Raw genomic sequence first — 23842 nt, 5'->3', positions numbered from 1 at the left:
TTAAATTAATTTAGGACTCTAAAGTCAGCCGCTACTGAAAACAGGGAGACGTCGGCATGATCAGCCACAGCTCACGCCGCGCTCAAAACTTACATCGCCAAGCACTCAGCATTACCCGTGAGGACCGCGAACGCCTCAATGGCCATCAATGCAAGGTCATCTGGTTCACCGGACTATCAGGCTCGGGAAAATCTACCATTGCCAACACCTTGGAGAAAGAACTCCACGCACAGGGCAAACGCACCTATATCCTCGATGGCGATAACGTTCGCCAAGGCTTGAACAAGGACCTAGGGTTTACCGATGCCGACCGGGTGGAAAATATTCGGCGAGTGGCAGAAGTGGCCAGACTGATGCTTGATGCCGGACTGATCGTGATAGCAGCCTTTATCAGTCCTTTCCGAGTAGAGCGTCAGATGGCCCGGGAGTTAATCGGGGAAGATAACTTTATCGAAGTATTTGTCGATACGCCGCTGGCAGTGTGCGAGCAGCGAGACCCCAAAGGCCTCTATAAAAAAGCTCGACAAGGACAACTGCCAAACATGACAGGGATCAGCAGCCCCTATGAGCCCCCGGCGCAACCTGATCTGGTGATCAACTCGACTATCGTCAGCACTGAAGACGCAGTGGCACAAATCAGCATTTATCTCGCAGGCGGACACACATAACGTATCGCCCTTAAACAGTGCGATGAATATGATGTCGTTGCAGTGAATCGCCCCTTCTTCCTAGGCTCTGCATAACGTCTACTTTTGGCCGACGGCAGCCCTACGACCTAATCATCCCGCGTCAGCACTTCCAGTAGCTCAATCTCAAAGATCAGATTGGAGTGCGGCTTGATATGCGCGCCGAACTGGCGCTCGCCATAACCCAGGTGCGACGGCACAAAGAGTTTGCGCTTGCCGCCGACTTTCATGCCCATCAGGCCCTGGTCCCAACCTTTGATCACCCGGCCGGTGCCGATTACACACTGGAATGGTTTGCCGCGCTCGTAGGAGGAGTCGAACGTGCTGCCATCTTCGAGAAATCCGTGATACTGGGTGGTGATCAGCGCACCTTTGACCACTTCCTTGCCGTCACCCAGCTGAATATCTTCGATCACCAATTCGTTGCTCATTAATCACCTCTTCTAGCAGGCCTGCTCAGGGCCTGGTTTGCGGAAAACTCACTCGCCAGTCGGTTCCAGCACCGTCAACAGTTCGGATAGCCGCGCCTCCAGTTGCGCCAGCTCGGTGGCGGCAATCGGCGCCAGCAGTCGCGCTTCGTTGGCGACATGCGCGGTCACCGCGCGGTCGATCAGTTCCAGCCCAGCCGGGGTCAGCTGCACCAGCATGCTGCGCGCGTCGCTGGGGTTGGCTATACGACTGACCCAGCCTGCGGCTTCCAGTTGCTGCAGCTGCCGGGTCATGGTGCCGGAGGTGACCATCAGGGTCGAGAACAGCGTCGTTGGGGCCAGACGATAAGGTTCGCCGGAACGGCGCAAGGTGGCCAGCACGTCGAACTCCCAGGCGGTCAGGCCAAAGCTGCTGAACAGTTTGTCCAGCTCGCGCCGCAGCAGCGATGCGCAGCGCCCCAGCCGGCCGATCACGCCCATGGGGCTGACATCCAGGTCCGGCCGCTCGCGGTGCCACTGCTGAAGAATTACATCGACCGCATCCATCTGTCGTTGGACTGCCATTGGCTTACCTCTGGAAATTTATCTTGAACTCAAGATAAGTTGCTATTAGCCTCGCATTTTATCTTGAATGCGAGACAAATGCATGGACCGCTCAGCATCGCGTAGCACCTGGCTGGATGTGTTGATCACCGCTCTGGCGCCCGCCATCTGGGGCTCGACCTATATCGTCACCACCGAAATCCTGCCGCCGGACCGGCCCTTTACCGCCGCACTGCTGCGCGCCCTGCCCGCCGGTCTGTTGTTGGTGCTGTACAGCCGCTACCTACCCCGGCGCAGCGAGTGGCCACGCCTGCTGGTGCTGGCAGCGCTGAATATCGGCTTCTTCCAGGCGTTGTTGTTTGTTGCTGCGTATCGCTTGCCGGGCGGTTTGGCGGCGGTGGTTGGGGCGATTCAACCGCTGCTGGTGATGGGCTTGGTGTGGTCGATGGATGGTCAGCGGCCGGCATCTGTGGCGGTTGCTGCCAGTGTGGTGGGTATCGCCGGGATGGCTGCATTGCTGCTGGCACCGGGTGCGAGTTGGGACCCGATCGGGATTGCCGCCGCCTTTGTCGGCACCGCCTGCATGGCCAGCGGCACTTACCTGACGCGGCGCTGGCGACCGACTGTGCCGCTGCTGGCCTTTACCGGCTGGCAGTTGCTGATTGGCGGTCTGTTCCTGCTGCCGGTGGCCTGGCTGATCGACCCACCGCTGCCGCAGCTAAGCCCATTGCAGTGGCTGGGCTACGCCTATCTGTCGTTGTTCGGCGCGCTGCTGGCCTATGTGCTGTGGTTTCGCGGCATCGCTCGCCTCGCACCGGTAGCGGTATCGTCCCTGGGCCTGCTTAGCCCGCTGGTGGCGGTGCTGCTGGGCTGGGCATTGCTCGGGCAGAGCATTACCGGCGTGGCGCTGCTGGGGTTAATTGCGGTACTGGGCAGCATCCTGGCGGTGCAATGGGCCGCAGCGGCCAAGCCGGCAGTTGCCGCGCTCCATGTTAAAGTCGCGCGCTGCACAACCCCGACGGCCCAAGGCGACAACTAGCGATTATGCAAACCCCGGCATTTACTGGCGAACTGGAAGACTGGAACACCCTGAACAGCAGCATCGGCTTCCCCGAGTTGCTGGTCGGCAATGGCGCGAGCCTGGCGGTATGGCGCAAGTTCGCCTACTTCTCGCTGTTTGATGAAGCGCAGACCACGCGCAATCGCCCGCTTAGCGCGACCGAGCTCAGCGTGTTCCGCGCCCTGGATACCAGCAACTTCGAGCAGGTGCTCAGCGCGCTGAAGAACAGCATCCGGGTGAATGCCGCGCTGACCATCAACTCCTCGTCGCCGCGCCATCGCTACTTCGCCATCAAGGAAGCACTGATCCACGCCGTACGCTCGGTGCATATTCCTTGGAGCCAGATGCAAGCTGACAGCCTGGCGCGGATCAACAGCGCGCTTAGCCAATTCCAGACGGTGTATTCCAGCAATTACGACCTGCTCAACTACTGGGCCGTGATGCAGGCCCCTGAAGCGTTTGAAGATATGTTCAGGGGCGCGGATTCGACCTTCGCCCCCGGCGACTGCCAGCGCCAGGGCAACGCCACACGCATGCTCTACCTGCACGGCGGCATGCACCTGGTGAAAAACATCGACGGCAGCACGCGCATTCTCAATTCATCGGAAAGCACCTTGCTGGCCAGTTTCGCCATCAACCAGCTGGGCGATATTCCGCTGTTCGTCAATGAAGGCAGCAGCGCGGACAAGCTCAAGGCCATCCGCAGTTCTGACTACCTGTCGTTCTGCTACAGCCAGCTGGCGCAGCCCAAGGACAAGCTGTGCATCTTCGGCCACAGCCTGGCGGCACAGGACCAGCACCTTATCCAGGCCTTGCAGCAGGCCGGATTGAAGACCCTGGCGATCTCGATCTACCCGCACAATCCGCTGTTTATCACGCAGCAGAAGCAGCACTACGCCAGCTTGTTCGCCGAGCCAAAGGTGGAGCTGCGCTTCTTCGATGCGCTCAGCCACCCGCTGGGTGATCCGCAGTTACGTATAACGGCCCCAGCGGCTCAGTAACGGCTACTGGCTGATCGAACGCACCAGACTTAGCTCAGCCGGCGCACGACGCTGGCTAAGGTAACGGGTGCAGCTGACGCGCAGGAACGAGGCGAAATTCACCACCTCGCCGCGATAGTCCATCACCTCGTCATACAGCTTGGTAATCAGCTGATTGGTGGTCATGCCGTCGACTTCGGCGATTTCGCGCAGGATGTCCCAGAACTGGTTTTCCAGGCGCAGGGTGGTGACCACGCCACGGATGCGCAGCGAGCGTGCGCGGGACTCGTAGAGAATCGGATCGGCTTTAACATACAGCTCGCACATGGCGACTCACCTCCCTGAATGCGGGGCCTGACTGGCCCCAGCAGTTTACAGCGTGATCTGCGTACCCAGCAGGCCGAGGAACGCCGCCAGCCAGTTGGGATGCGCCGGCCAGGCCGGCGCGGTGACCAGATTGCCCTGCACATGGGCCTGGTCTACGGCGATATCCATATAGCGCCCGCCTGCCAGGGTGACTTCCGGGCCACAGGCCGGGTAGGCGCTGCATTCGCGGCCTTTAAGCACGCCAGCAGCGGCGAGCAATTGCGCGCCATGGCAGACCGCTGCGATGGGCTTACCAGCCTTGTCGAAGGCCTGTACCAGCGCCAGCACCTGAGCATTCAGGCGCAGGTACTCCGGGGCGCGGCCACCGGGGATCAACAAGGCGTCGTAGTTTTCGGCCTTGACCTGAGCGAAGTCGAAGTTGAGGGCAAAGTTATGCCCGGGCTTCTCGCTGTAGGTCTGCTCGCCTTCAAAATCGTGGATGGCGGTGCGCACGCTCTGCCCGGCGGTCTTGTCCGGGCACACCGCGTGCACCTGATGACCGATCATCAGCAATGCCTGAAACGGCACCATCACTTCGTAGTCTTCGACGTAGTCGCCGACCAGCATGAGAATCTTCTTCGCTGCCATGTGCCTGCTCCCTTCAATGAATTGAGAAGCACAGAGTGTTATCCCGATCCGTCAGGCGCGGGTAATAACCCGGTACTACAGGGCAAAAAGCGAATTAGCGAGGACATGGAGCAAGGCAGGTTGTGGCTGGGCTTCAGCAAGAAGCCCAGCGCGGTGGCTGGATTATTCCAGCACCTCTTCATCACGCAGCAGCACATAGGTGCAGCCGGTGTCGTCTTCCAGGTAGTCGTGCACATAGAACATCACGACTTCACCCAGACCAGGCTGGGCGGCTACATAGTCACCGATGTCCACGGTGAAATGGCTGTTTGAGCCCGGTTTGGCTTCACACTCGATGCGTGCATTGACGAACAGCTCAGGCGCGCTTTCGCCGAAATAGTCCTCGCGCTCCGCCGCATCCCAATCGGCAGGCGCCTCGAACGGGCCGCAGAACAGCACCTTGGCATCACCCAGATCCACTTCCTCGGCTTCCGGGTCCTGATCATCGGCGCGGTAGACCGTGCAGTCCTGCGCTTCAGGGTTTTCCAGGATGGCCAGACGGGCCGCCAGTTGTTGCTCAGCATCCATAGGGGGCATAGCTATCTCCGAGCGTTTGGCGATTAAGGTCAGGGCTGATCAACTTACCGTCATTCGGCAAGTCAGGCTTTGCAGGCTATGAGCTGTGGTGGCTGCAACGCAAGCAATGAAATGCCTGCGACCGTCTCACGGCTGAATATTGTGTGACTTAATTTAGCGTTAAGACTGGCGGCAGACACTCACACCCAAGTTCTCAGATGAGGTTCCGGTTATGGAGCTGCCTTGGGTGTATCACAACACTGCACTTGCACAGATCGGCCGCGAGCAGCCGCTCAGCCTTTTCCTGGCCAACGCCGACAGCCCGCGCCGAGCAGGAATTGAGGCGTTTATTGGCGAGCGCTTTGCCGCTCAACATCAGGCGCGCATCCGTCACTTCATGCCCTGCCTGCTCAGCCTGGAAGACAGCAGCGGTCAGTTGCTCGGTGCGGTGGGCCTGCGCAGTGCCGCCAGTGGGCCGCTGTTTCTGGAACGCTACCTTGAGCACCCAGCGGAGCAGGTTATTGCCGCACGCCAGGTGGCCCATGCACCGCAGCGGACGCAACTGGTCGAGGTCGGCAACCTGGCGGCGGGCAGCCCAGGCGCCGCGCGCTTACTGATCGTGGCCCTGACCGACCTGTTGGTGGCGCTGGGTTATCGCTGGGTGACCTTTACCGGCACCCTGGCCCTGCTCAACAGTTTTCAGCGCCTGGGCCTAACGCCCGTACCGCTGGGCCCGGCCAATCCGGATTGCGTGGGCGATGAGCTGGCGGACTGGGGCAGCTACTACGACAACCAACCGCACGTGATGGCTGGCGACATCTACGCCGGCCATCAGCGTTTGCTGCAGTTGGGCGCTTACCCACGCCTGGCCCATCAAGCCTTTTATGCCCTGGAGGACATGCCTGATGTGGCCTGCCGCTGAATCCCTGTTTAACCGCCTGGCCGCCTTTGGCGAGGCGATTGCCTTGCGCGAAGGTGAGCAACAGTTGAGCTACGCCGAGCTGCTGAGCGAGGTCGCACAGCGCAGCGTATACCTGCAGCACCTCAGCGCCCGACGTGTCGCCCTGGCGCTGGATAACGGAATCGACTGGGTGCTCTGGGACCTGGCCACTCTGCATGCAGGGCTGGTCTGCGTGCCACTGCCGGGTTTCTTTTCCAGCGGCCAGCAGGTGCATGTCCTCGATAGCGCAGGCATTGACTGCCTGATCGGCCCGGCCAGCCCGCTTTTCAGCGCACTGGGTTTCAACGCAAACGCAGCTGCGAGTGCAGTAACCGCTACCACCACTGTGCTGCAACGCCCACGGGCGCAGGTCAGCGCGTTGCCGGTCGGCACCTGCAAAATCACCTACACCTCCGGCACCACCGGACAACCCAAAGGTGTATGCCTGGATATCGCCACGCAACTGGCGGTGGCGCAGAGCCTGGTGCAGGCCAGCGCCAGCTGCGCGGTCGAACGCCACCTGTGCGTCCTGCCGCTGGCCACCCTGCTGGAGAACATTGCCGGGGTCTATGCCCCTCTGCTGGCCGGCGCACGGATTGAATTGATGCCGATGGCGCAGATCGGTCTGCTCGGTGCCAGCCAGTTCGATCTGCCGCGCTTTCTCGGCGCCCTGGCTCAGGCGCAGCCCAATAGCCTGATCCTGCTGCCACAACTGCTGCTGGCGCTGGTCAGCGCCGGCGAAAATCGCCTCCCCCTGCCGAGCAGCCTGCGTTTTATCGCCGTCGGCGGTGGCCGCGTCGCCAGCCAATTGCTGCAACGTGCCGACGCCCTGGGGCTGCCGGTGTTCGAGGGTTACGGCCTGTCCGAGTGCGCCTCAGTGGTGTGCCTGAACACCCCGAAAAACCGCCGTATCGGCACCGTCGGCCAACCGTTGCCACACCTGCAGGTACGCCTGGCTACAGACGGCGAGGTGATGGTCCAAGGCCCACGCCTGCTTGGTTACCTGGGCGAACCATGCCCTGACGAGGAGTGGCTGGGCACCGGTGATCTGGGCCATTTCGACGGGCCATTCCTGGTGCTGCACGGGCGCAAGAAACACCAGTTCATCACCGCCTTTGGCCGCAACGTCAACCCGGAATGGGTCGAGGCCGAGTTGGTCCAGCAACTGCCAATCGCCCAGGCCTGGCTGCATGGCGAAGCACTGCCCGGCAACGTTGCCGTGCTGGTGCCGCGCTTCCCGAATACCCCTGACAGCCAATTGGCCGAAGCCGTGGCGACGGCCAACCAAGCCCTGCCCGACTATGCCCGCGTGCACCACTGGCTGCGCGCCGAACAACCTTTCAGCAGTGCCAATGCGCTGGCCACCAGCAATGGCCGCCTGCGGCGTACAGCCCTGCTTAACCACTACCAGCACGCCATCGAGCAATTGATGGCCACCGAATCCTGCTATGGAGATGCCTGATGAGCTTCTACGAATCCCTGCTTGAACACACCAGCGCTGAACGCAATTACCTGCTCAGTGCGCCGATCATTGCCCAGGCCATGGCTGGCACCGTCAGCCTGAACAGCTACGTGGCCTTTCTCACCGAGGCCTATCACCACGTTAAACACACCGTGCCCTTGCTGATGGCCTGCGGCGCGCGTTTGCCAGAACGGCTGGAGTGGTTGCGCGAAGCTATCGGCGAATACATCGAGGAAGAAACGGGCCACCAGGAATGGGTGCTCAACGACATCGCCGTGTGTGGTGCAGACAAAGAAGCAGTGCGCCACGGCACGCCCAAGCTGCCGACCGAACTGATGGTCAGCTACGTCTACGACCGCATCGCGCGGCACAACCCGGTGAGTTTCTTCGGCATGGTCAATGTGCTGGAAGGTACCAGCATTGCCTTGGCTACCCAGGTGGCCGGAGTGATTCAGGACAAGCTGCAACTGCCGAACAAGGCCTTCAGCTACCTGAGTTCCCACGGCAGCCTGGACCTGGAGCACATCGAATTCTTCAAAAAACTGATGAATCAGCTCGACAACGACGACGACAAAGCTGCCGTGGTGCACACCGCCAAAGTGGTCTATCGCCTCTACGGCGATATGTTCCGCAGCTTGCCGATGAGCGCCTGAGGACTAGCGATGAATATTCCTGAATGCCGCGCCGTGATCACCGGGGCCAGTGGTGGGATTGGCCAAGCACTGGTCGCCGAACTGCTGCGCGACGGTGCCCACCTGCTGCTGGTTGGCCGCCAGCCCGAACCCCTGCAAGCGCTGGCCGAGGCCCATGCCGGCAAGGTCACGCTGGTGACTGCGGACATCCGCGAACGCAGTGGCCGTGAAGCCGTGGTCGCCGCCGCGCAACGCTTTGGCGGCATCAACACGCTGATCAATGCTGCGGGGGTCAATCACTTCGTCCTGCTGGAGCAGCATGATGAAAGCGCCATCGCCGAGCTGATCGAACTCAACGTAACAGCCACCTTGCAGCTGACTCACCGCCTGCTGCCGCTGCTGCGGCAACAGGGCCGAGCCCTGGTGGTCAACCTGGGGTCGACGTTCGGCTCCATCGGTTACCCCGGCTTCACGGCCTACTGCGCCAGCAAGTTTGCCTTGCGCGGGTTTTCAGAAGCGCTGCGCCGCGAGTTGGCTGACACCCTGGTCAAGGTTCTCTACTTCGCTCCACGCGCCACTCAAACCGGCATGAACGGCGCCCAGGTGGTGGCCATGAACGACGAGCTGAACGTCGCCATGGACGACCCACACAGCGTTGCTTTGCAATTGCTGGCAGCCATACGCCGTGAGGAAGAGGAGCGCTACCTGGGCTGGCCGGAGAAACTCTTCGTGCGCCTCAACAGCCTGCTGCCGCGCCTGGTCGATCAAGCCCTGCGTAAACAACTGCCCATCATTCAGCGCTTTGCGCGCAGCAAACCTTAAGAGGACACACCCCATGACGCTTTTCCGCACCGCCGCCTGCACCCTGCTCTGCCTCATCAGCCTGCCCAGTTTCGCCTTGAGCGAACAAGGCCAGGCGCAGCTGCAAAGCCTGCAAGACCGCTGGGCCGAGATCAATTATCAGCTGCCCAAGGAACAACGCGAGAAAGCCTTCGCCAGCCTCAGCGAGCAGGCGCAAAAAGCTGTCGCCGCCGAGCCGAACGCCGCCGAACTGCAGATCTGGAACGGCATCATCCTCAGCACCTACGCCGGTGCCAAAGGCGGCCTGGGGGCGCTGGGTCTGGTCAAGGAAGCCAAGGCCAGCCTGGAGCAGGGCCTAGCGCTCGACCCCAAGGCGCTGTCCGGCTCGGCCTACACCAGCCTCGGCAGCCTGTACTACCAGGTGCCTGGCTGGCCGGTAGGCTTTGGCGATGACGAAAAGGCCGAAGCCATGCTCAAGCAGGCCTTGGCGATCAACCCGGACGGCATTGATCCCAACTATTTTTACGCGGACTATCTAACCCGCGCCAAACGCTACGCAGAGGCTAAAGTGGCACTGGAAAAAGCCTTGCAAGCGCCTGCCCGACCTAATCGCCTGTCTGCCGACGCCGGGCGCAAAGCGGAAATTCAGGCGCTGCTGGCCAAGGTCAACGCTGAATTGGAGTAATCTCGCCCACGCGAGTTTGGATAGAACACACCGGGAATCACTGCATGCGCATTCTGCTGGTCGAAGACGACAACGCCCTGGGCGAAGGTATTCGCACCGCCCTCAAACCCGAGGGGTACACCGTCGACTGGGTGCAGGATGGCAGCAGTGCGCTGCATGCCCTGACCAGCGAGAGTTTTGAACTGGCGATCCTCGACCTGGGCCTGCCACGCATGGACGGCCTGCAGGTGCTCAAGCACCTGCGCGCGGCCGCCAACCCGGTGCCGGTACTGGTTCTGACCGCACGTGACTCCACCAGTGATCGCATCGCCGGGCTGGATGCCGGCGCCGATGATTACCTGGTCAAACCCTTTGATGTGGCTGAACTCAAAGCCCGCCTGCGCGCCCTGCTGCGGCGTAGCTTCAACCGTCCGCAGCCGGCGCTGGAATACCGTGGCATCAGCCTTGACCCGGTCAGCCAGGCCGTTAGCTATCAGGGCCAGGCGGTCAATCTGCCGCGCAAGGAGTTTCTCCTGCTGCACGAACTGCTCGCCCAGCCCGGCCGGGTGATGACCCGCGACAAGCTGCAACAGGCGCTCTATGGCTGGGACGAGGAGCTGGAAAGCAACGCCCTGGAAGTGCACGTGCACCACCTGCGCAAAAAATTCTTTCCCGAGCTGATCCGCACCGTGCGCGGCGTCGGCTACCTGGTGGATAAATAACATGCCGAAGGTGTTGCGCTCGATCCGTGCGCGTTTGCTGGTCCTGCTGCTGTCACTGTTGAGCGTCGCCCTGGGGCTGATCAGTCACAAGATCTACAGTGATGCCAGCCATGAAGTGGAAGAGCTGTTCGACGCCCAGCTGGCGCAGACCTCCCGGGTGCTTATGGGCCTGGTCCGTCATGAGCTGTCGGCCGACTCGCGCCGCGACCTGCAGACTGCGCTGGATGAAGCCCTGCTGCTGAAAAACAGCCCGCGTAACCTCGACGGTCTGCTCGGGCACAGCTACGAAAGCAAGCTGGCCTTCCAGATGCTTAACGACAACGGCGAGCTGGTGTTCCAATCCGCCAGCGCCCCGAAAGGCCTGCTGATGGAGATGATCGCCCAGCTCGGCCTCAATCTGCCGGCCGACTCACAGCCGATCAGTGAACGTCTCAATCGACTGGCCAAATACCTCAGCGGCTATCACACCCTGACCTTGGGCGAGCACCGCTGGCGGGTGTTTGTGCTGCACGACAACGTCGATCACCACTGGGTACTGGTGGGTGAGCGTGAAGACGTGCGCGGCGAACTTTCTGGCAAGATTGCCCAGCGCACCCTGCAACCGCTGCTGATCGGTTTGCCGCTGCTGGCTCTGCTGCTCTGGCTGGCCGTGGGCTTTGGCTTGCGCCCACTGCAGCGCATGGCCGAATCGATCAAGGCCCGCGCCCCTGACAACCTCGCGCCGCTGACTTTTGGCCCGTTGCCACACGAACTGGAACCCATGGGCGCTTCGCTCAACCGCTTGCTGATGCAGGTCAACCACCTGCTGGACCAGGAAAAACGCTTTATCGCTGATGCGGCCCACGAGTTGCGTACCCCCTTGGCAGTGCTGCGTATTCACGCCCAGAACGCCCTCGACGCGCCTGACCCGCAAGACCGTAACGATGCCCTGCGCCAACTCGGCAGCGGTGTCGAACGTGCCACTCGGGTGGTGGCTCAACTGCTGACCCTGGCGCGCCTGGAACCCAATGTGGCGCAACTGGCCATGCGCGAGCTGGACCTGCTCGGGTTTGTGCGCAACGAACTGGCAGAGCTGATTCCACTGGCACTGGAGCGTCATCAGGAACTTGACCTGGATGCCCTGGAGCCAGCGGACTATCAGTTGCTGGCGGATGGCCCAAGCCTCGGCACCCTGCTGCAAAACCTGATCAGTAATGCCGTGCAATACACCCCTGACGGGGGCCGTATTCGGGTTCAGCTAGAAGCTCAGGCAGATGCCATCGTGCTGCGCGTGCAGGACAGCGGACCCGGCGTCGCACAGGCGCAGCGGGAAAAACTCTTCGAACGGTTCTATCGCCTTGGCGCCGGACAGGGCGCGGGCCTTGGGCTGTCCATCGTGTTGCGCGTAGTGGAACTGCACCGCGCCAGCATCAGCCTGGGCGACTCCCCCCTCGGCGGCCTGGAAGTCGCGGTGCGCCTACCCAGACGACGCTAGCGCGCAATGCCTCGGCGCTGCGCCCGCTCTTCGCGGCGGGCCTGCTGCTGCACGTCGGCGAGCACTTCCTGCACGTAGTCGATATGCCGGTTGGACAGCGCACGGGCGTCCTCGGCACGGCCTTCGATAATGGCCTGGAACAAGGCGCGGTGCTGCTCAATCAGCATGTCGCGGGTTTCATCACGCTGGGCATACATGCCGCCGATGTTGGTCACCACGTTGCGCTTGAGCAGGTCGAACAGCCCGCGAATGGTGTGCAGCAGCACGGCATTATGGCTGGCCTCGGCAATCGCCAAATGGAAGTTGGCATCGGCGGCACCCTCTTCGGCGCGGGTCACCTTGCCACTGCGGCTGTAGCAATCCTGCAGCGCAGCGAAGGCATCAGTCAGGCGCTGGCGATCCAGTTCGGTGGCGCGCTGGGCAGCGTAAAACGCGCAGGAACCTTCCAGGGTGTGGCGAAACTCCAGCAGGTCGCGCTGCGCTTCGGGGTTGCTTTCCAGTAGGTGCAACAGTGGATCACTGAAAGTCGAGCCGAGGGTTTCCGCCACATAGTTGCCGCCGCCATGCCGGCTAACCAATAAGCCCTTGGCCGCCAGCTTCTGGATCGCTTCACGCAACGACGGCCGCGACACACCGAACTGCTCGGCCAATACGCGCTCTGCCGGCAAGCGTTCGCCAGCCTTGAGCGTGCCTTCGAGGATCAGGGTTTCCAGCTGGCTAACGATATCGTCCGACAAACGGCGTTGCCGTACCGATCCCACTTCCATAGCCCGCACTCCACTGGTTTGACCACCTGCCATGGGCCTTTGCGGCCCGCTGCCGGCAAGCCTATCGCCGCCATCACAGCCAAGCAAGACGCACCCTTACGACCAAAGTCGTAAGGCAGCTAATTGACAGGCTGGAGGCCGCACTTTTACCCTGACCGCGCAGTCTTGTAAATTGGTATTACCAATTAACCAAACTAAAACAATTCCAAGAATCCAACGAGGTCTCCCCATGCCGGCTCTATTGCTTATACCCGCCGCAACGCTGCATCACGATGCGCACCCGCATTCACCCATGCGCAACGCGCAGCGTTAAGGGGAGACCACCATGTCGACAGGTCTTCTTGCTCTACTGGCGTTCTCGCCCATCCTGCTCGCTGCTGTGCTGCTGATCGGCCTGCGCTGGCCGGCCAAACATGCCATGCCCCTGGTCTACCTGCTGACCGCCGGTGTCGCACTGTACGCCTGGGACATGAGCTTTAACCGCGTGCTGGCCTCTACGGTGCAGGGGCTGCTGATCACCCTCGGTTTGCTGTGGATCATCTTCGGCGCGATTTTGCTGCTTAACACCCTCAAGCACTCCGGCGGTATCACGGCGATTCGCGCCGGCTTTGCCACCATCAGCCCGGATCGGCGCATTCAGGCGATCATCATCGCCTGGCTGTTCGGCTGCTTTATCGAGGGCGCGTCTGGCTTCGGCACGCCTGCGGCCATCGCCGCACCACTGCTGGTGGCCATCGGTTTCCCGGCCATGGCTGCGGTCATGCTCGGCATGCTGGTGCAAAGCACGCCGGTATCCTTCGGCGCAGTGGGTACACCGATCATCGTCGGCATCAACACCGGTCTGGATAGCGCCACCATCGGCGCGCAGCTGGTTGAACAAGGTTCATCCTGGGCGCAGTTTCTGCAGCTGATCACCAGTGAAGTGGCGATCATCCATGCCACGGTCGGCACCGTGATGCCGCTGGTGATGGTGCTGATGCTGACCCGTTTCTTCGGCGCAGAGAAAAGCTGGAAGGTTGGCTTTGAAGTGCTGCCATTCGCGATTTTCGCCGGCCTGGCCTTTACCGTGCCTTATGTGCTGACCGGGGTGTTCCTCGGGCCTGAGTTCCCGTCGCTGGCCGGTGGTCTGATTGGTTTGGCGATTGTCACCAGCGCTGCGCGCATGGGTTTTCTGCTGCCAAAAACCACCTGGGATTTCGCCCCGGCGGACAAATGGCCAGCTGAGTGGTTGGGCACCGTGGAGATGAAGCTCGATGATCTGACTGCCAAACCGATGAGCGCCCTGCGCGCCTGGTTGCCCTATGTGCTGGTCGGTGTGCTGCTGGTGATCAGCCGGGTATTCCCTGAAGTGAGCGCGGCGCTGAAGAGCGTGGCACTGAAATTCCCTGACCTGCTGGGCGAAACCGGTATCGGCGCCAGCTTCGATCCGTTGTACCTGCCCGGCGGGATTCTGGTAGCTGTGGTGATCGCCACCTTCTTCTTCCACGGCATGAAACTGCGCGAGCTGGGCGCGGCGGTGAAGGAGTCGTCCAGCGTGCTGCTGAGCGCCGGCTTTGTGCTGCTGTTTACCGTGCCGATGGTGCGCATCCTGATCAACTCCGGGGTCAACGCCGCGGAGCTGTCGAGCATGCCGATCCTGATGGCGCGCTGGGTGGCTGACAGCGTGGGCGGTATCTATCCGCTGCTGGCGCCGAGCGTGGGTGCCCTGGGCGCCTTTATTGCCGGCTCCAACACCGTCAGCAACATGATGTTCAGCCAGTTCCAGTTCGGCGTGGCCAGCAGCCTGGGCATCTCCAGCGCGCTGGTGGTCGCGGTGCAGGCGATCGGCGCTGCAGCCGGCAATATGGTGGCGATCCACAACGTCGTCGCCGCGTCGGCCACCGTGGGCCTGCTGGGCCGTGAAGGCAGCATCCTGCGCAAAACCGTTTGGCCTACCCTGTACTACGTGCTGTTTACCGGCCTGATCGCGCTGTTTGCGGTGTATGTATTGGGCGTTAGCGACCCACTGATGGCGAGCTGATACACGCCTGAATGCGCGCCGCTTGAGCGGCGCGCATTAGCGTTTCGCTGCAACCCTTTTTCCTGCTTGGGTGATTCCATGATCATTTCTGCCTCCACCGACTACCGCGCCGCCGCGCAACGCCGGCTGCCGCCGTTTCTGTTTCACTACATCGACGGCGGTGCCTATGCCGAGCACACGCTTAAGCGCAACGTCGCCGATCTAGCGGACATTGCCCTGCGCCAGCGCGTGCTGCGCAATATGTCGGAACTGAGCCTGGAAACCCGCCTGTTCAACGAAACCCTGAGCATGCCGGTGGCACTGGCCCCGGTCGGCCTGACCGGCATGTACGCCCGGCGCGGTGAGGTGCAGGCTGCCAAGGCCGCCGCCGCCAAGGGCATTCCCTTTACCCTGTCCACCGTGTCGGTGTGCCCAATTGAAGAAGTCGCGCCGGCCATCGACCGGCCGATGTGGTTTCAGCTGTATGTGCTGAAAGACCGTGGCTTTATGAAAAACGCCCTGGAGCGCGCCAAGGCCGCCGGCGTCACCACCCTGGTTTTTACCGTCGACATGCCGGTGCCCGGCGCGCGCTACCGCGACGCCCACTCTGGCATGAGCGGCACGAACGCCCCCGTGCGCCGCATGCTGCAAGCCATGACCCACCCACGCTGGGCCTGGGATGTCGGCCTGCTGGGTAAGCCGCATGACCTGGGCAATATCTCTGCCTACCGGGGCAACCCCACGGGTCTGGCCGACTACATCGGCTGGCTGGGCAACAACTTCGACCCGTCGATCAGCTGGAAAGACCTGGAATGGATTCGTGAATTCTGGGACGGCCCGATGGTGATCAAGGGCATCCTCGACCCGCAGGACGCCAAGGACGCAGTGAGCTTCGGTGCCGATGGCATCGTAGTCTCCAACCACGGTGGCCGTCAGCTTGATGGCGTGATGTCCAGCGCGCGCGCCCTGCCGGCGATTGCCGATGCAGTAAAAGGCGATCTGGCGATTCTGGCCGACTCCGGCATTCGCACCGGTCTGGACGTGGTGCGCATGATCGCCCTCGGCGCGGACACGGTGATGCTCGGCCGCGCCTTTATCTACGCCCTGGCCGCTGCCGGTGGCGCGGGGGTGAGCAACCTGCTGGACCTGATCGAGAAGGAAATGCGCGTGGCCATGGTGCTGACCGGGGCCAAGTCGATCAGCGAGATCACTGCCGACTCACTGGTGCGCGAACTGCACCACGCCGCGTCCTGACCTCCGGAGCCTGCATGAGCCTGCCTGCCGCCTTTCTCACCGCCGTCGAGCACCTGATCCCAGCCGAACGGCGCTTCGACGACCCGCTGTCGACCCTGGCTTTTGGCACCGATGCCAGCTTCTACCGACTGATTCCCAAACTGGTGGTGCGCGTCGAGGCAGAGCTGGAAGTGGTTGACCTGCTCAAGCTGGCCGGCATGCACCGCGTACCCGTAACCTTCCGCGCCGCCGGCACCAGCCTGTCCGGCCAGGCCATCAGCGACTCGGTGCTGATCGTGCTGGGCGACAACTGGAACGGTCGGGAAGTCCGTGGTCAGGGCAGCCAGATCCGCCTGCAACCGGGCGTAATTGGCGCTCAAGCGAATGCCGTTCTGGCGCCCTTCCAGCGCAAGATTGGCCCTGACCCGGCGTCGATCAACGCCTGCAAAATCGGTGGCATCGTCGCCAACAACGCCAGCGGTATGTGCTGCGGCACGGCGCACAACACCTACCACACCCTGGCTGGCATCCGCCTGGTGCTGGCCGATGGCACGGTGCTGGACACCGAAGATCCGCTCAGCGTCACACGTTTTTTCGCCACCCACGCCGACCTGCTGGCACAGCTGAACGAGCTGGGCAAACAGACCCGCGCGAATAGCGCGCTGGCGGCCAAGATCCGCCACAAGTACCGGTTGAAGAACACCACCGGTCTGTCCTTGAATGCACTGGTGGACTTCGACCAGCCGCTGGATATCCTCAGCCACCTACTGGTCGGCTCAGAAGGCACGCTGGGCTTTATCAGCGCAGTGACCTACAACACCGTGCCCGACCACCCGCACAAAGCCAGCGCCTTGTTGGTGTTCCCCGATGTGGAGAGCTGCTGCCGTGCGGTGACGGTGCTCAAGCAGCAGCCGGTATCCGCCGTTGAACTGCTGGATCGCCGCAGCCTGCGCTCGGTGCAGAACAAGCCCGGCATGCCGGAATGGGTCAAGGGCTTGTCCGACAGCGCCTGCGCGTTGTTGATTGAATCGCGCGCCGCCAGCCAGAGCCTGCTGCATGAACAGCTGCAACTGATCATGGCGTCCATCGCTGACTTCCCGCTGGAAAAGCAGGTGGATTTCAGCGAAGACCCGGCCGTATACAACCTGCTGTGGAAGATCCGCAAAGACACCTTCCCTGCCGTCGGTGCCGTGCGCCAAACCGGCACCACGGTGATCATCGAGGACGTCACCTTCCCCATCGAACAACTCGCCGAAGGCGTCAACCGCCTGCTCGCCCTGTTCGATAAGCACGGCTACGACGAGGCGATCATTTTCGGCCACGCCCTGGAAGGTAACCTGCACTTCGTGTTTACCCAGGCCTTCGAAACGCCCGAGCAGATCGCACGCTACTCGGCCTTTATGGACGACGTGGCGCAGCTGGTGGCCGTGGAGTTCGGCGGATCATTGAAAGCCGAGCACGGCACCGGGCGCAATATGGCGCCCTTTGTCGAGCTGGAGTGGGGCTCTGACGCTTACCAGCTTATGTGGCAGATCAAGCGCCTGTTCGACCCCCGGGGCATTCTCAACCCGGATGTGATCCTCTCCGAGGATCGCGACATCCATCTGAAAAACCTCAAACCGCTGCCGGCCGCCGACGAAATCGTCGACAAGTGCATCGAGTGCGGTTTCTGCGAGCCGGTGTGTCCATCGAAAGGGCTGACCCTGAGCCCACGCCAGCGCATCGTGATCTGGCGCGATATTCAGGCGAAAAAGCGCGCCGGCATCGACACCCGCGAGTTGGAAGCCGCCTACCAGTACCAGGGCATCGACACCTGTGCTGCCACCGGCCTGTGCGCCCAGCGCTGCCCGGTGGGTATTAATACCGGCGATCTGGTGCGTCAACTGCGCGCCCGCGACGCTAACAGCCCACGCAGTGCCGACTGGCTAGCAAATAACTTCCACCGCGCCATGCAAGGCGCGCGAGTGATGCTGCATGTGGCCAACGGCGCGCGCATGCTTATGGGCGCACCGCTGCTTAGCCGCACCTCGGCGGCGCTAAGCAAGGCCAGCCAGGGTCGCGTGCCGCAGTGGACGCTAGCGATGCCGCAACCGGTGCAGCGCCTGCAACTGCCCAAGACGAATGATGATGCGCGGCCACGGGTGGTCTACCTGGCCGCCTGCGTATCCCGTGCCATGGGCCCGGCGGCCAGCGATAGCGAGCAAACGCCATTGCTCGACAAGACCCGCGCACTGCTGGAGAAAGGCGGCTTTCAGGTGGTGTTCCCGGATGAGCTGGACAACCTCTGCTGCGGCCAGCCGTTTGCTTCCAAGGGCTATGCCGAACAAGCCGATCGCAAGAAGCAGGAGCTGATCGACGCACTGCTCAAGGCCAGCCGCGGCGGCCTCGACCCGATCTACTGCGACACCAGCCCCTGCACCCTGAGGCTGATTCAGGACGGCCTAGACGCCAGATTGAAACTGCATGACCCGGTGAAATTTATCCGCGAGCAGTTGCTCGACCGCCTGCACATCACCCCACAGGACAAACCGGTGGCCGTGCATGTCACCTGCAGTACCCAGTACCTGGGCGAGGCACAAGGCTTGATCGATATCGTCCGGCGCTGCACGTCAGAAGTGGTCATCCCAGAAGGCATTCACTGTTGCGGCTTTGCCGGCGATAAGGGCTTCACTACGCCCGAACTGAACGATCACGCCCTGCGCAGCCTGAAGTCAGCCGTCCAGTACTGCGCGGAAGGCATCAGTACCAGTCGCACCTGCGAAATTGGCTTGAGCCAGCACGGCGGCATTGATTACCACGGGCTGGTATACCTGCTGGATAGGGTGAGCAGCGCCAGGGTTTGAGTGACCAGCGGCCCAGTCAATGAGTGAGGGTTTTCTATACTGAATACCCTACCCACTCGCTGGAGCCACGCCATGCGCCGTCTTGCCACTTTCCTTGCTACCGCACTCTTCAGCACCTCGCTCTGGGCCATGCACTGCCCAGCGGATATGGCCAAGATTGATGGCCTGCTGAAAACTGATCCGCCGAGCGATGCCGCAGTACTCGCGCAAGTACAAAAGCTACGCGCCGAAGGCGAAACCCTGCACAAGGCCGGCAATCACGGTGAGTCGGTCAAGGCGCTGGGTGAGGCTTTGCAATTGCTCGAAGCCAGCGAATAGTCCGGGTAGCTCAACGCCTTCGGCAGAACTGCCGAAGGCACTTTTTAGAGCGCCTGCCCCAGAAGACTGAGCGCCACGCGGCGTACCTGAGCCAAGTCAATCGGTTTAGCCAAACAGGCTTGCGCACCGCGCCGACGAGCCTCGGCGAACACCGCCTCATCTGCCGCCGCGCTGATCACCAACACAGGCACCGCCTGCAACCGCGGATTAAGGCGCATGGCATCCAGCACCTGCATGCCGTTGCCATCGGGCAGATCCAGGTCCAGCAACAACAGGGTCGGCGTGCATTGCTCCAGCTCCGCCAGTGCCCGCTGCACCGAGCCAGCGCCACGTACCTCGGCAAATTCACGCAGGGCTTCCTGAACCACCTTGAGGCAGGCAGGGTGATCTTCCACGCACAGCACTTCGGCCAGCTGCCTGGGCTGCTCTGACACAGACTCCTCATCAGCAGCCGGTTGTGCCGCCGGAGCCGCAGCGCCGGGCAGGTCAATCCAGAAGCGACTGCCCACACCGGCACTGCTACTAAAGCCCATTTCACCGGCCATCAAAGCGGCCAGTTCGCGGCACAGCACCAAGCCAATCCCGGTGCCAGGAATACTGGAGTTCTCACGCCCCAGACGCTGGAATGGCTGAAACAGATTGGCTTGCTGCTCGGCAGTCAGCCCTGTGCCGTTGTCCTCAACCCATACCCGCACGCAACTGGAGCGCACCTCATAACCCATGCGGATCAGACCCTGCGGGCTGTTGTACTTGATCGCGTTGGACAGCAGGTTAAGCACCACCTGGCGCACCCGGCGCATATCCGCCTGCACATACAGGCCGGCGTCGGCGTCAGCCAGCACCTGCAGCTGCAACTGACGTTGCTGCACTTCAGGCTGCACCAGCTCAGCGCAACCGTGCAGCAGCGCGCCCACCTCCACAGACTCCAGTTTGAGTTGCTGACGGCGGCTTTCGATGCTCGACAGGTCGAGAATGTCGTCCACCAGCGAGGTCAGGTGCCGACTGGCATTGACGATCTCACGGGCGTAATCGCTCTCCAGCTTGGCTTCGGGCTTGTCCTGCGCCTCCATCTCGATCAACTGACCAAAGCCATAAATCGCATTAAGCGGCGTACGCAACTCATGGCTCATGCTCGACAGAAAGCGACTCTTGGCCTGGCTGGCGGCCTGAGCGTCCAGACTCGCGCGGCGCAGGTCTTCCTGCACCTGTTTAAGGCGGGTGATATCCACATGGGTGCCGGCCACGCGCAGGGCTCGACCCTCGCTGTCACGCTCCAGCACCTTGCCGCGGCTCAGCAGCCAGACGTAATGACCGTGGGCATCGGCGTAGCGGTATTCGGCCTCAAAACGGTCCTCGCCACTGCTGGCGAACAGTTGACGCAGGTGGCGAATACGCTCCAGATCATTGGGGTGCACACGCTGATTGAACTCACTGAAGGTGATGCTCGGCTGCGTGAGACCGAAGCGCTTGAGGAAGCGCTCACTCAGCGTGATGCTCATGCTGTGCGCTTCAACTTCCCAGAGGCTTTCCGTGGTGCTTTCCAGTACCAACTGAAGAATCCGCTGCGCTTCTAATCGCTGCACTTCACTGGCCTGCAGTTGCTCACCCGTCTGCTGCACCGCTGTGGCCATACTCACCAGTTCATCAATCTGACTGGACGGCGCACTGGGCTGGTAATGGCCCTGCCCCAGCTCGCGCATCATCCCGACGACCCCATCCATCGGCTGCACCAGCTGATCACTGAGCCGCCGTGAACGCACCCACATCAGCGCGAAGAACAGCAGATAGAACAGCCCTAAACCGACAATCAGCAGATAACCGATGTGCAGGTAACGCTCCGCCAGGCGATTGGTCTCACTGAAAATATTGGCCTCATCGACCACCAACAGCAGCTGCCAACCCGTTTGCGGAATCTCGCTCCAGGCAATCAGCTGTTTGCGACCACCAAGCTCAACTTCCTGCACATTGCCCTGTCCGGCTGCCATGGCCTTCAGCAACGGCTGCATCTCGGTGCGTTTAGACAAGTTGAAGTCTTCAGGCTTGAGCACTTCACGCCGCACCGCCTCGGCATAGGAGTACTCGGTCAGCTCGCGCAGGCCAAAGTCCTCCTCGCCAGCTCTGGGTAGGGCCATGATATTGTGATCACGGCTGACCAGCATGGCGTAACCGTTCCAAGGCACATCCAGCTCGCCAATCTCACCGAGCATCTGCCCAACCGTGATATCCAGGCCCACAACCCCTTCCAGAAAATCACCGCGGTACACCGGCGCCACGGCCGACATCATCCAGCCCATGCCTGCCGGGTCGAGGTAAACGTCGGTCCAGGCCACCTTGCGCTCAGGGTTGTGCTTGGCGTCAGCCAGGTAATAGAAGTTGTAATCGGGTATCACCATGTCATGGGGATACTGCTCGGGCGTCATAAAGAAGGGGTAAATGCGGTTATAGCTGTCCCAGGTATTGAAATAGGCCGCTGCCACCCGCGGGTTGGCAGCCTGGATTGAACGCATCAACGGGTCGAGCTGCGACAGGCGTAACGCCTTGGCGTGGTCCTGCTTGGCCAGCGGCGTGCTGTTGGCATAAAACGAGGCCGCGCGGCCATCATCGCTGCGGCTGTAGAACACCCCGCTGTCCGTCAGCGCATGCCGCTGACGCTCCAGCGCATCAGGCTCAAACGTGCGGTTATCCAGAGCATTGAGTGCCGCATCACGGAAAATCTGTACCTGCGCTTCAACTGAACGCAAACGGCCATCGATCACCTGACCTTCACGCACCACCGCAGCCGACAGGTCATCCAGTGCGCTCTGCTGCAAATGCTCAATTTGCGCATCGCGAATTGCGGCATTACTCAACAGGTACACCGTGATCAACACCGACTCGACCAGAATCAGCGGTATCAGGGCACTCTGCACAAAAGCGCGCCAGATCCACTGACGCAAAGGGTAACGCGACGCGCGCGGCATACGAGGGTCTCATCCTGAAGGCAAGGCGAATGTGCAGGATGCAATCATAGCCGGCAAGCACCCTAAACGTCCGCCAGGCAATTGCTGGGTCGACGCTGTGGAACCTTTGGCGTAAACTCGCGTCCCAGTACCAGCAACACAAGTTTCGGGGCCGATTAGGATTCGACGCCGGTAGCGAAGCTCTAGGTGCATGCCGACTTGGTAACAGAAGTCGTAAATCCACTGTTGCAACTTTCTATAGTTGCCAATGACGAAAACTACGAGGGCTACGCTCTCGCTGCGTAAGCGGCGCGACTAGTCCTTCTGGTAGCTTCGGCTCCAGCGATCACTAGGGGATGCCTGTAAACCTGAAGTGATTGTCATGCAGAACAGGATCGCCGCGTAGTACGTTGTGGACAAAGCGGCTAAAACTTACACAACTCGTCCAAAGCACCCTGCCCGTCGGGCGGCTGCGGATTAACTCAATAGACACGGCTAAGCATGTAGTACCGAAAGTGGAGAACTGGCGGACGGGGGTTCAAATCCCCCCGGCTCCACCAATTAGAAACACCTTAAACCCCTGATTTTCCTAGAGAAAGTCAGGGGTTTTTGCTTTCGACACCTGTCGACTGTCCCGAAAGTGTCACACCTCAATAAAGAGCTGCTGAATGCGTTCGATGTCCATCGAATAGAAGCCCCTCAATCGGTTGTTAGTCGACTTGTGCAAAGAGCATCTGGGGTACATCGACGAGTCGGCGTAGACGCGTCAACAACCCCGGGCTGAGTAGCTCTGCAGCAACGCAGTTGCGCCTGAAAAGATGGTCCAACTGCGTAGCTTTTACGTGGCTTAGAACTGCAGCTGATACGAGGTGGCCACCCAGAAGTTTGGCATTTCACTCTGGGTCGTACCGTTGAGCATCACCGACAGCTTGCCCGGGCCGGCTTCGCCTTCAACCCCCGCGCCCGCTTTCAGCCAGTCATTGGTCACATCCTCACCCGGCAGGTTGAAGGTGAAGAAGCCATCAACAGCACCGTTAACACCTGCACTGTTCTTATCGAAGCGGTGAGCCGCTTCCAGGTTGGTCACGAAGTTGTAGCCAGAAATGAACGGCAGCGGTGTCTGTGTATTGATACCCAGGCGTGCCTCGGTACGGTCGTCGGTACGGCCATCGAAACGCGCCGGTAAGCCGCCGCCCTCTTCGGTATAGCTTTCCATATGGCTGCTGCTATAGCTCAGATCGACATAGGGGCTGACACCGGTATTGGCTACGCTGAGGGCATTCTGCCAGTCCAGGCGCGCACGCATGCCCCAGGTTTCGGTATCCGGGCTGGCATTGGAGGACTCCAGGGTGCTCATATTGAAATAGCCACGGCGAATATCGGCCTCACCCCAATGGCCATAAGCGCCGAGAGTCGCATACAGACCTTCGACCTGAGTCAACGGAATGATGCCTTCAAGCATCAGGTAACGGCCGTCGCTTTTGACCTCACCGTCGTTGATAAGATCTTGCTTGGCATAAGTCTGGCCAAGGGAGAGGTTGATCTGCGCAAAGCCCAGGTTATGCCCGAAACCGATCTCGGCAAGACCGCTGTTGCCTGATCGATTACCGTGATCGTCGCGCCCCCAGTCACCCGCCGCCCAGAAGGTACTTTTTCCAGGATCGACCAATCGCGCCAACGGCCGGCTATGGGCACCGTTGATCATCATGCTCAGGTTGGAATTCAACGCGTTCACGCCAGACGACGTGGACTCCAGGCTGGCAGCCATGGTTTGCAGGGTGACCAATTGGCTGATAATTGCGTAGTAAAAATTAGAACTCAGGCCAGGACAAGAAGTCGGAC

21 protein-coding genes, 1 other RNA gene and 1 pseudogene are annotated in these 23842 nt (G+C 61.2%); 15 read left to right on the top strand and 8 right to left on the bottom strand.

Annotated features, from left to right (window positions below; all coding sequences use genetic code 11):
• Window positions 1–53: 53 nt before the first annotated feature.
• Window positions 54–668 (top strand): annotated as a pseudogene (gene cysC, locus CUR33_RS19305) (adenylyl-sulfate kinase); the annotation flags it as partial.
• Window positions 669–775: 107 nt separating this feature from the next.
• Here the strand turns inward: cysC and CUR33_RS19300 are convergent.
• Window positions 776–1117: an FKBP-type peptidyl-prolyl cis-trans isomerase gene (locus CUR33_RS19300; protein WP_289240633.1), complete on the bottom strand. Its 342-nt coding sequence runs from the start codon at window positions 1115–1117 to the stop codon at window positions 776–778.
• Between the two features lie 48 nt (window positions 1118–1165).
• Window positions 1166–1678: a MarR family winged helix-turn-helix transcriptional regulator gene (locus CUR33_RS19295; RefSeq protein WP_289240632.1), complete on the bottom strand. Its 513-nt coding sequence runs from the start codon at window positions 1676–1678 to the stop codon at window positions 1166–1168.
• Between the two features lie 82 nt (window positions 1679–1760).
• Here CUR33_RS19295 and CUR33_RS19290 point away from each other — a divergent pair, with 82 nt between their 5' ends.
• Together CUR33_RS19290 and CUR33_RS19285 are read left to right on the top strand one after the other, a co-directional pair.
• The gene (locus CUR33_RS19290; RefSeq protein WP_289240631.1) at window positions 1761–2696 is read left to right on the top strand and encodes a DMT family transporter; all 936 of its coding nucleotides are present in this window, start codon (window positions 1761–1763) and stop codon (window positions 2694–2696) included.
• Window positions 2697–2701: 5 nt separating this feature from the next.
• Complete coding sequence (locus CUR33_RS19285; RefSeq protein ID WP_289240630.1) at window positions 2702–3718, top strand: DUF4917 family protein; 1017 nt, start codon at window positions 2702–2704, stop codon at window positions 3716–3718.
• 3 nt (window positions 3719–3721) lie between these two features.
• Here the strand turns inward: CUR33_RS19285 and CUR33_RS19280 are convergent, their stop codons facing one another.
• From CUR33_RS19280 to CUR33_RS19270, 3 genes are all read right to left on the bottom strand, one after another.
• Window positions 3722–4024, bottom strand: a complete 303-nt coding sequence (locus CUR33_RS19280; protein WP_289240629.1) for a ribbon-helix-helix domain-containing protein — start codon at window positions 4022–4024, stop codon at window positions 3722–3724.
• Between the two features lie 45 nt (window positions 4025–4069).
• Window positions 4070–4651 carry a DJ-1/PfpI family protein gene (locus CUR33_RS19275; protein WP_289240628.1) on the bottom strand — a complete coding sequence of 194 codons (582 nt, stop codon included), beginning with the start codon at window positions 4649–4651 and terminating at the stop codon, window positions 4070–4072.
• Between the two features lie 162 nt (window positions 4652–4813).
• Window positions 4814–5227: a hypothetical protein gene (locus CUR33_RS19270; RefSeq protein ID WP_289240627.1), complete on the bottom strand. Its 414-nt coding sequence runs from the start codon at window positions 5225–5227 to the stop codon at window positions 4814–4816.
• A gap of 211 nt (window positions 5228–5438) precedes the next feature.
• On the opposite strand from CUR33_RS19270, the gene CUR33_RS19265 reads away from it, so the two are divergent.
• From CUR33_RS19265 to CUR33_RS19235, 7 genes are read left to right on the top strand one after another with little or no spacing between them, the layout of a single operon-like run.
• A complete protein-coding gene (locus tag CUR33_RS19265; RefSeq protein WP_289240626.1) occupies window positions 5439–6128 on the top strand; it encodes a thermostable hemolysin in 690 nt (229 codons plus the stop codon).
• Window positions 6112–7608 carry an AMP-binding protein gene (locus CUR33_RS19260; protein WP_289240625.1) on the top strand — a complete coding sequence of 499 codons (1497 nt, stop codon included), beginning with the start codon at window positions 6112–6114 and terminating at the stop codon, window positions 7606–7608. The genes CUR33_RS19265 and CUR33_RS19260 overlap by 17 nt, the downstream gene beginning before the upstream one ends.
• Entirely contained in the window at window positions 7608–8261 is a 654-nt protein-coding gene (locus tag CUR33_RS19255) for a TenA family transcriptional regulator (RefSeq protein WP_289240624.1), read from the top strand. The genes CUR33_RS19260 and CUR33_RS19255 overlap by 1 nt, the downstream gene beginning before the upstream one ends.
• Before the next feature lie 9 nt (window positions 8262–8270).
• Window positions 8271–9062 (top strand): SDR family oxidoreductase, encoded by a 792-nt coding sequence (locus CUR33_RS19250; protein ID WP_289240623.1) that lies wholly within the window; start codon window positions 8271–8273, stop codon window positions 9060–9062.
• A 13-nt stretch (window positions 9063–9075) separates the two neighbouring features.
• On the top strand, window positions 9076–9726 hold the full coding sequence (locus CUR33_RS19245; RefSeq protein WP_289240622.1) for a hypothetical protein: 651 nt from the start codon (window positions 9076–9078) through the stop codon (window positions 9724–9726).
• 44 nt (window positions 9727–9770) lie between these two features.
• A complete protein-coding gene (locus CUR33_RS19240; protein WP_090255290.1) occupies window positions 9771–10427 on the top strand; it encodes a response regulator in 657 nt (218 codons plus the stop codon).
• Window position 10428: 1 nt separating this feature from the next.
• Window positions 10429–11901: a sensor histidine kinase gene (locus CUR33_RS19235; protein WP_090255293.1), complete on the top strand. Its 1473-nt coding sequence runs from the start codon at window positions 10429–10431 to the stop codon at window positions 11899–11901.
• On the opposite strand, the gene CUR33_RS19230 is transcribed toward CUR33_RS19235, so the two are convergent.
• The gene (locus CUR33_RS19230) at window positions 11898–12668 is read right to left on the bottom strand and encodes an FCD domain-containing protein (protein ID WP_090255295.1); all 771 of its coding nucleotides are present in this window, start codon (window positions 12666–12668) and stop codon (window positions 11898–11900) included. The two genes, CUR33_RS19235 and CUR33_RS19230, sit on opposite strands and share 4 nt — an antisense overlap.
• 325 nt (window positions 12669–12993) lie before the next feature.
• On the opposite strand from CUR33_RS19230, the gene CUR33_RS19225 reads away from it, so the two are divergent.
• The 4 genes from CUR33_RS19225 (at window position 12994) to CUR33_RS19210 (ending at window position 19061) form a co-directional block, all read left to right on the top strand.
• Complete coding sequence (locus CUR33_RS19225; protein WP_289240621.1) at window positions 12994–14688, top strand: L-lactate permease; 1695 nt, start codon at window positions 12994–12996, stop codon at window positions 14686–14688.
• 78 nt (window positions 14689–14766) lie between these two features.
• On the top strand, window positions 14767–15921 hold the full coding sequence (gene lldD / locus CUR33_RS19220) for an FMN-dependent L-lactate dehydrogenase LldD (RefSeq protein WP_289240620.1): 1155 nt from the start codon (window positions 14767–14769) through the stop codon (window positions 15919–15921).
• 14 nt (window positions 15922–15935) lie between these two features.
• Window positions 15936–18743 (top strand): FAD-binding and (Fe-S)-binding domain-containing protein, encoded by a 2808-nt coding sequence (locus CUR33_RS19215; protein WP_289240619.1) that lies wholly within the window; start codon window positions 15936–15938, stop codon window positions 18741–18743.
• 72 nt (window positions 18744–18815) lie between these two features.
• Complete coding sequence (locus CUR33_RS19210) at window positions 18816–19061, top strand: hypothetical protein (protein WP_160088799.1); 246 nt, start codon at window positions 18816–18818, stop codon at window positions 19059–19061.
• A gap of 44 nt (window positions 19062–19105) precedes the next feature.
• Here CUR33_RS19210 and CUR33_RS19205 read toward each other — a convergent pair whose 3' ends face one another.
• Window positions 19106–22021: a hybrid sensor histidine kinase/response regulator gene (locus CUR33_RS19205; RefSeq protein ID WP_289240618.1), complete on the bottom strand. Its 2916-nt coding sequence runs from the start codon at window positions 22019–22021 to the stop codon at window positions 19106–19108.
• Window positions 22022–22168: 147 nt separating this feature from the next.
• On the opposite strand from CUR33_RS19205, the gene ssrA reads away from it, so the two are divergent.
• Window positions 22169–22560: a transfer-messenger RNA gene (gene ssrA, locus CUR33_RS19200) on the top strand.
• A 287-nt stretch (window positions 22561–22847) separates the two neighbouring features.
• Here ssrA and CUR33_RS19195 read toward each other — a convergent pair.
• Window positions 22848–23735, bottom strand: coding sequence for an autotransporter outer membrane beta-barrel domain-containing protein (locus CUR33_RS19195; RefSeq protein ID WP_289240617.1), 888 nt, complete (start codon window positions 23733–23735; stop codon window positions 22848–22850).
• Between the last annotated feature and the right edge of the window lie 107 nt (window positions 23736–23842).

The organism is Pseudomonas sp. FEMGT703P (assembly GCF_002786345.1).
Lineage (GTDB): Bacteria > Pseudomonadota > Gammaproteobacteria > Pseudomonadales > Pseudomonadaceae > Aquipseudomonas > Aquipseudomonas peli.
This window is presented reverse-complemented; position numbering and strand designations above follow the sequence as displayed.

What these genes read in the sequence shown, in the direction of transcription:
- CUR33_RS19300 (WP_289240633.1), bottom strand. Translation starts at nt 1,117, where the DNA reads ATGAGCAACGAATTGGTGATCGAAGATATTCAGCTGGGTGACGGCAAG.
- CUR33_RS19295 (WP_289240632.1), bottom strand. Translation starts at nt 1,678, where the DNA reads ATGGCAGTCCAACGACAGATGGATGCGGTCGATGTAATTCTTCAGCAG.
- CUR33_RS19290 (WP_289240631.1), top strand. Translation starts at nt 1,761, where the DNA reads ATGGACCGCTCAGCATCGCGTAGCACCTGGCTGGATGTGTTGATCACC.
- CUR33_RS19285 (WP_289240630.1), top strand. Translation starts at nt 2,702, where the DNA reads ATGCAAACCCCGGCATTTACTGGCGAACTGGAAGACTGGAACACCCTG.
- CUR33_RS19280 (WP_289240629.1), bottom strand. Translation starts at nt 4,024, where the DNA reads ATGTGCGAGCTGTATGTTAAAGCCGATCCGATTCTCTACGAGTCCCGC.
- CUR33_RS19275 (WP_289240628.1), bottom strand. Translation starts at nt 4,651, where the DNA reads ATGGCAGCGAAGAAGATTCTCATGCTGGTCGGCGACTACGTCGAAGAC.
- CUR33_RS19270 (WP_289240627.1), bottom strand. Translation starts at nt 5,227, where the DNA reads ATGCCCCCTATGGATGCTGAGCAACAACTGGCGGCCCGTCTGGCCATC.
- CUR33_RS19265 (WP_289240626.1), top strand. Translation starts at nt 5,439, where the DNA reads ATGGAGCTGCCTTGGGTGTATCACAACACTGCACTTGCACAGATCGGC.
- CUR33_RS19260 (WP_289240625.1), top strand. Translation starts at nt 6,112, where the DNA reads ATGTGGCCTGCCGCTGAATCCCTGTTTAACCGCCTGGCCGCCTTTGGC.
- CUR33_RS19255 (WP_289240624.1), top strand. Translation starts at nt 7,608, where the DNA reads ATGAGCTTCTACGAATCCCTGCTTGAACACACCAGCGCTGAACGCAAT.
- CUR33_RS19250 (WP_289240623.1), top strand. Translation starts at nt 8,271, where the DNA reads ATGAATATTCCTGAATGCCGCGCCGTGATCACCGGGGCCAGTGGTGGG.
- CUR33_RS19245 (WP_289240622.1), top strand. Translation starts at nt 9,076, where the DNA reads ATGACGCTTTTCCGCACCGCCGCCTGCACCCTGCTCTGCCTCATCAGC.
- CUR33_RS19240 (WP_090255290.1), top strand. Translation starts at nt 9,771, where the DNA reads ATGCGCATTCTGCTGGTCGAAGACGACAACGCCCTGGGCGAAGGTATT.
- CUR33_RS19235 (WP_090255293.1), top strand. Translation starts at nt 10,429, where the DNA reads ATGCCGAAGGTGTTGCGCTCGATCCGTGCGCGTTTGCTGGTCCTGCTG.
- CUR33_RS19230 (WP_090255295.1), bottom strand. Translation starts at nt 12,668, where the DNA reads ATGGAAGTGGGATCGGTACGGCAACGCCGTTTGTCGGACGATATCGTT.
- CUR33_RS19225 (WP_289240621.1), top strand. Translation starts at nt 12,994, where the DNA reads ATGTCGACAGGTCTTCTTGCTCTACTGGCGTTCTCGCCCATCCTGCTC.
- lldD (WP_289240620.1), top strand. Translation starts at nt 14,767, where the DNA reads ATGATCATTTCTGCCTCCACCGACTACCGCGCCGCCGCGCAACGCCGG.
- CUR33_RS19215 (WP_289240619.1), top strand. Translation starts at nt 15,936, where the DNA reads ATGAGCCTGCCTGCCGCCTTTCTCACCGCCGTCGAGCACCTGATCCCA.
- CUR33_RS19210 (WP_160088799.1), top strand. Translation starts at nt 18,816, where the DNA reads ATGCGCCGTCTTGCCACTTTCCTTGCTACCGCACTCTTCAGCACCTCG.
- CUR33_RS19205 (WP_289240618.1), bottom strand. Translation starts at nt 22,021, where the DNA reads ATGCCGCGCGCGTCGCGTTACCCTTTGCGTCAGTGGATCTGGCGCGCT.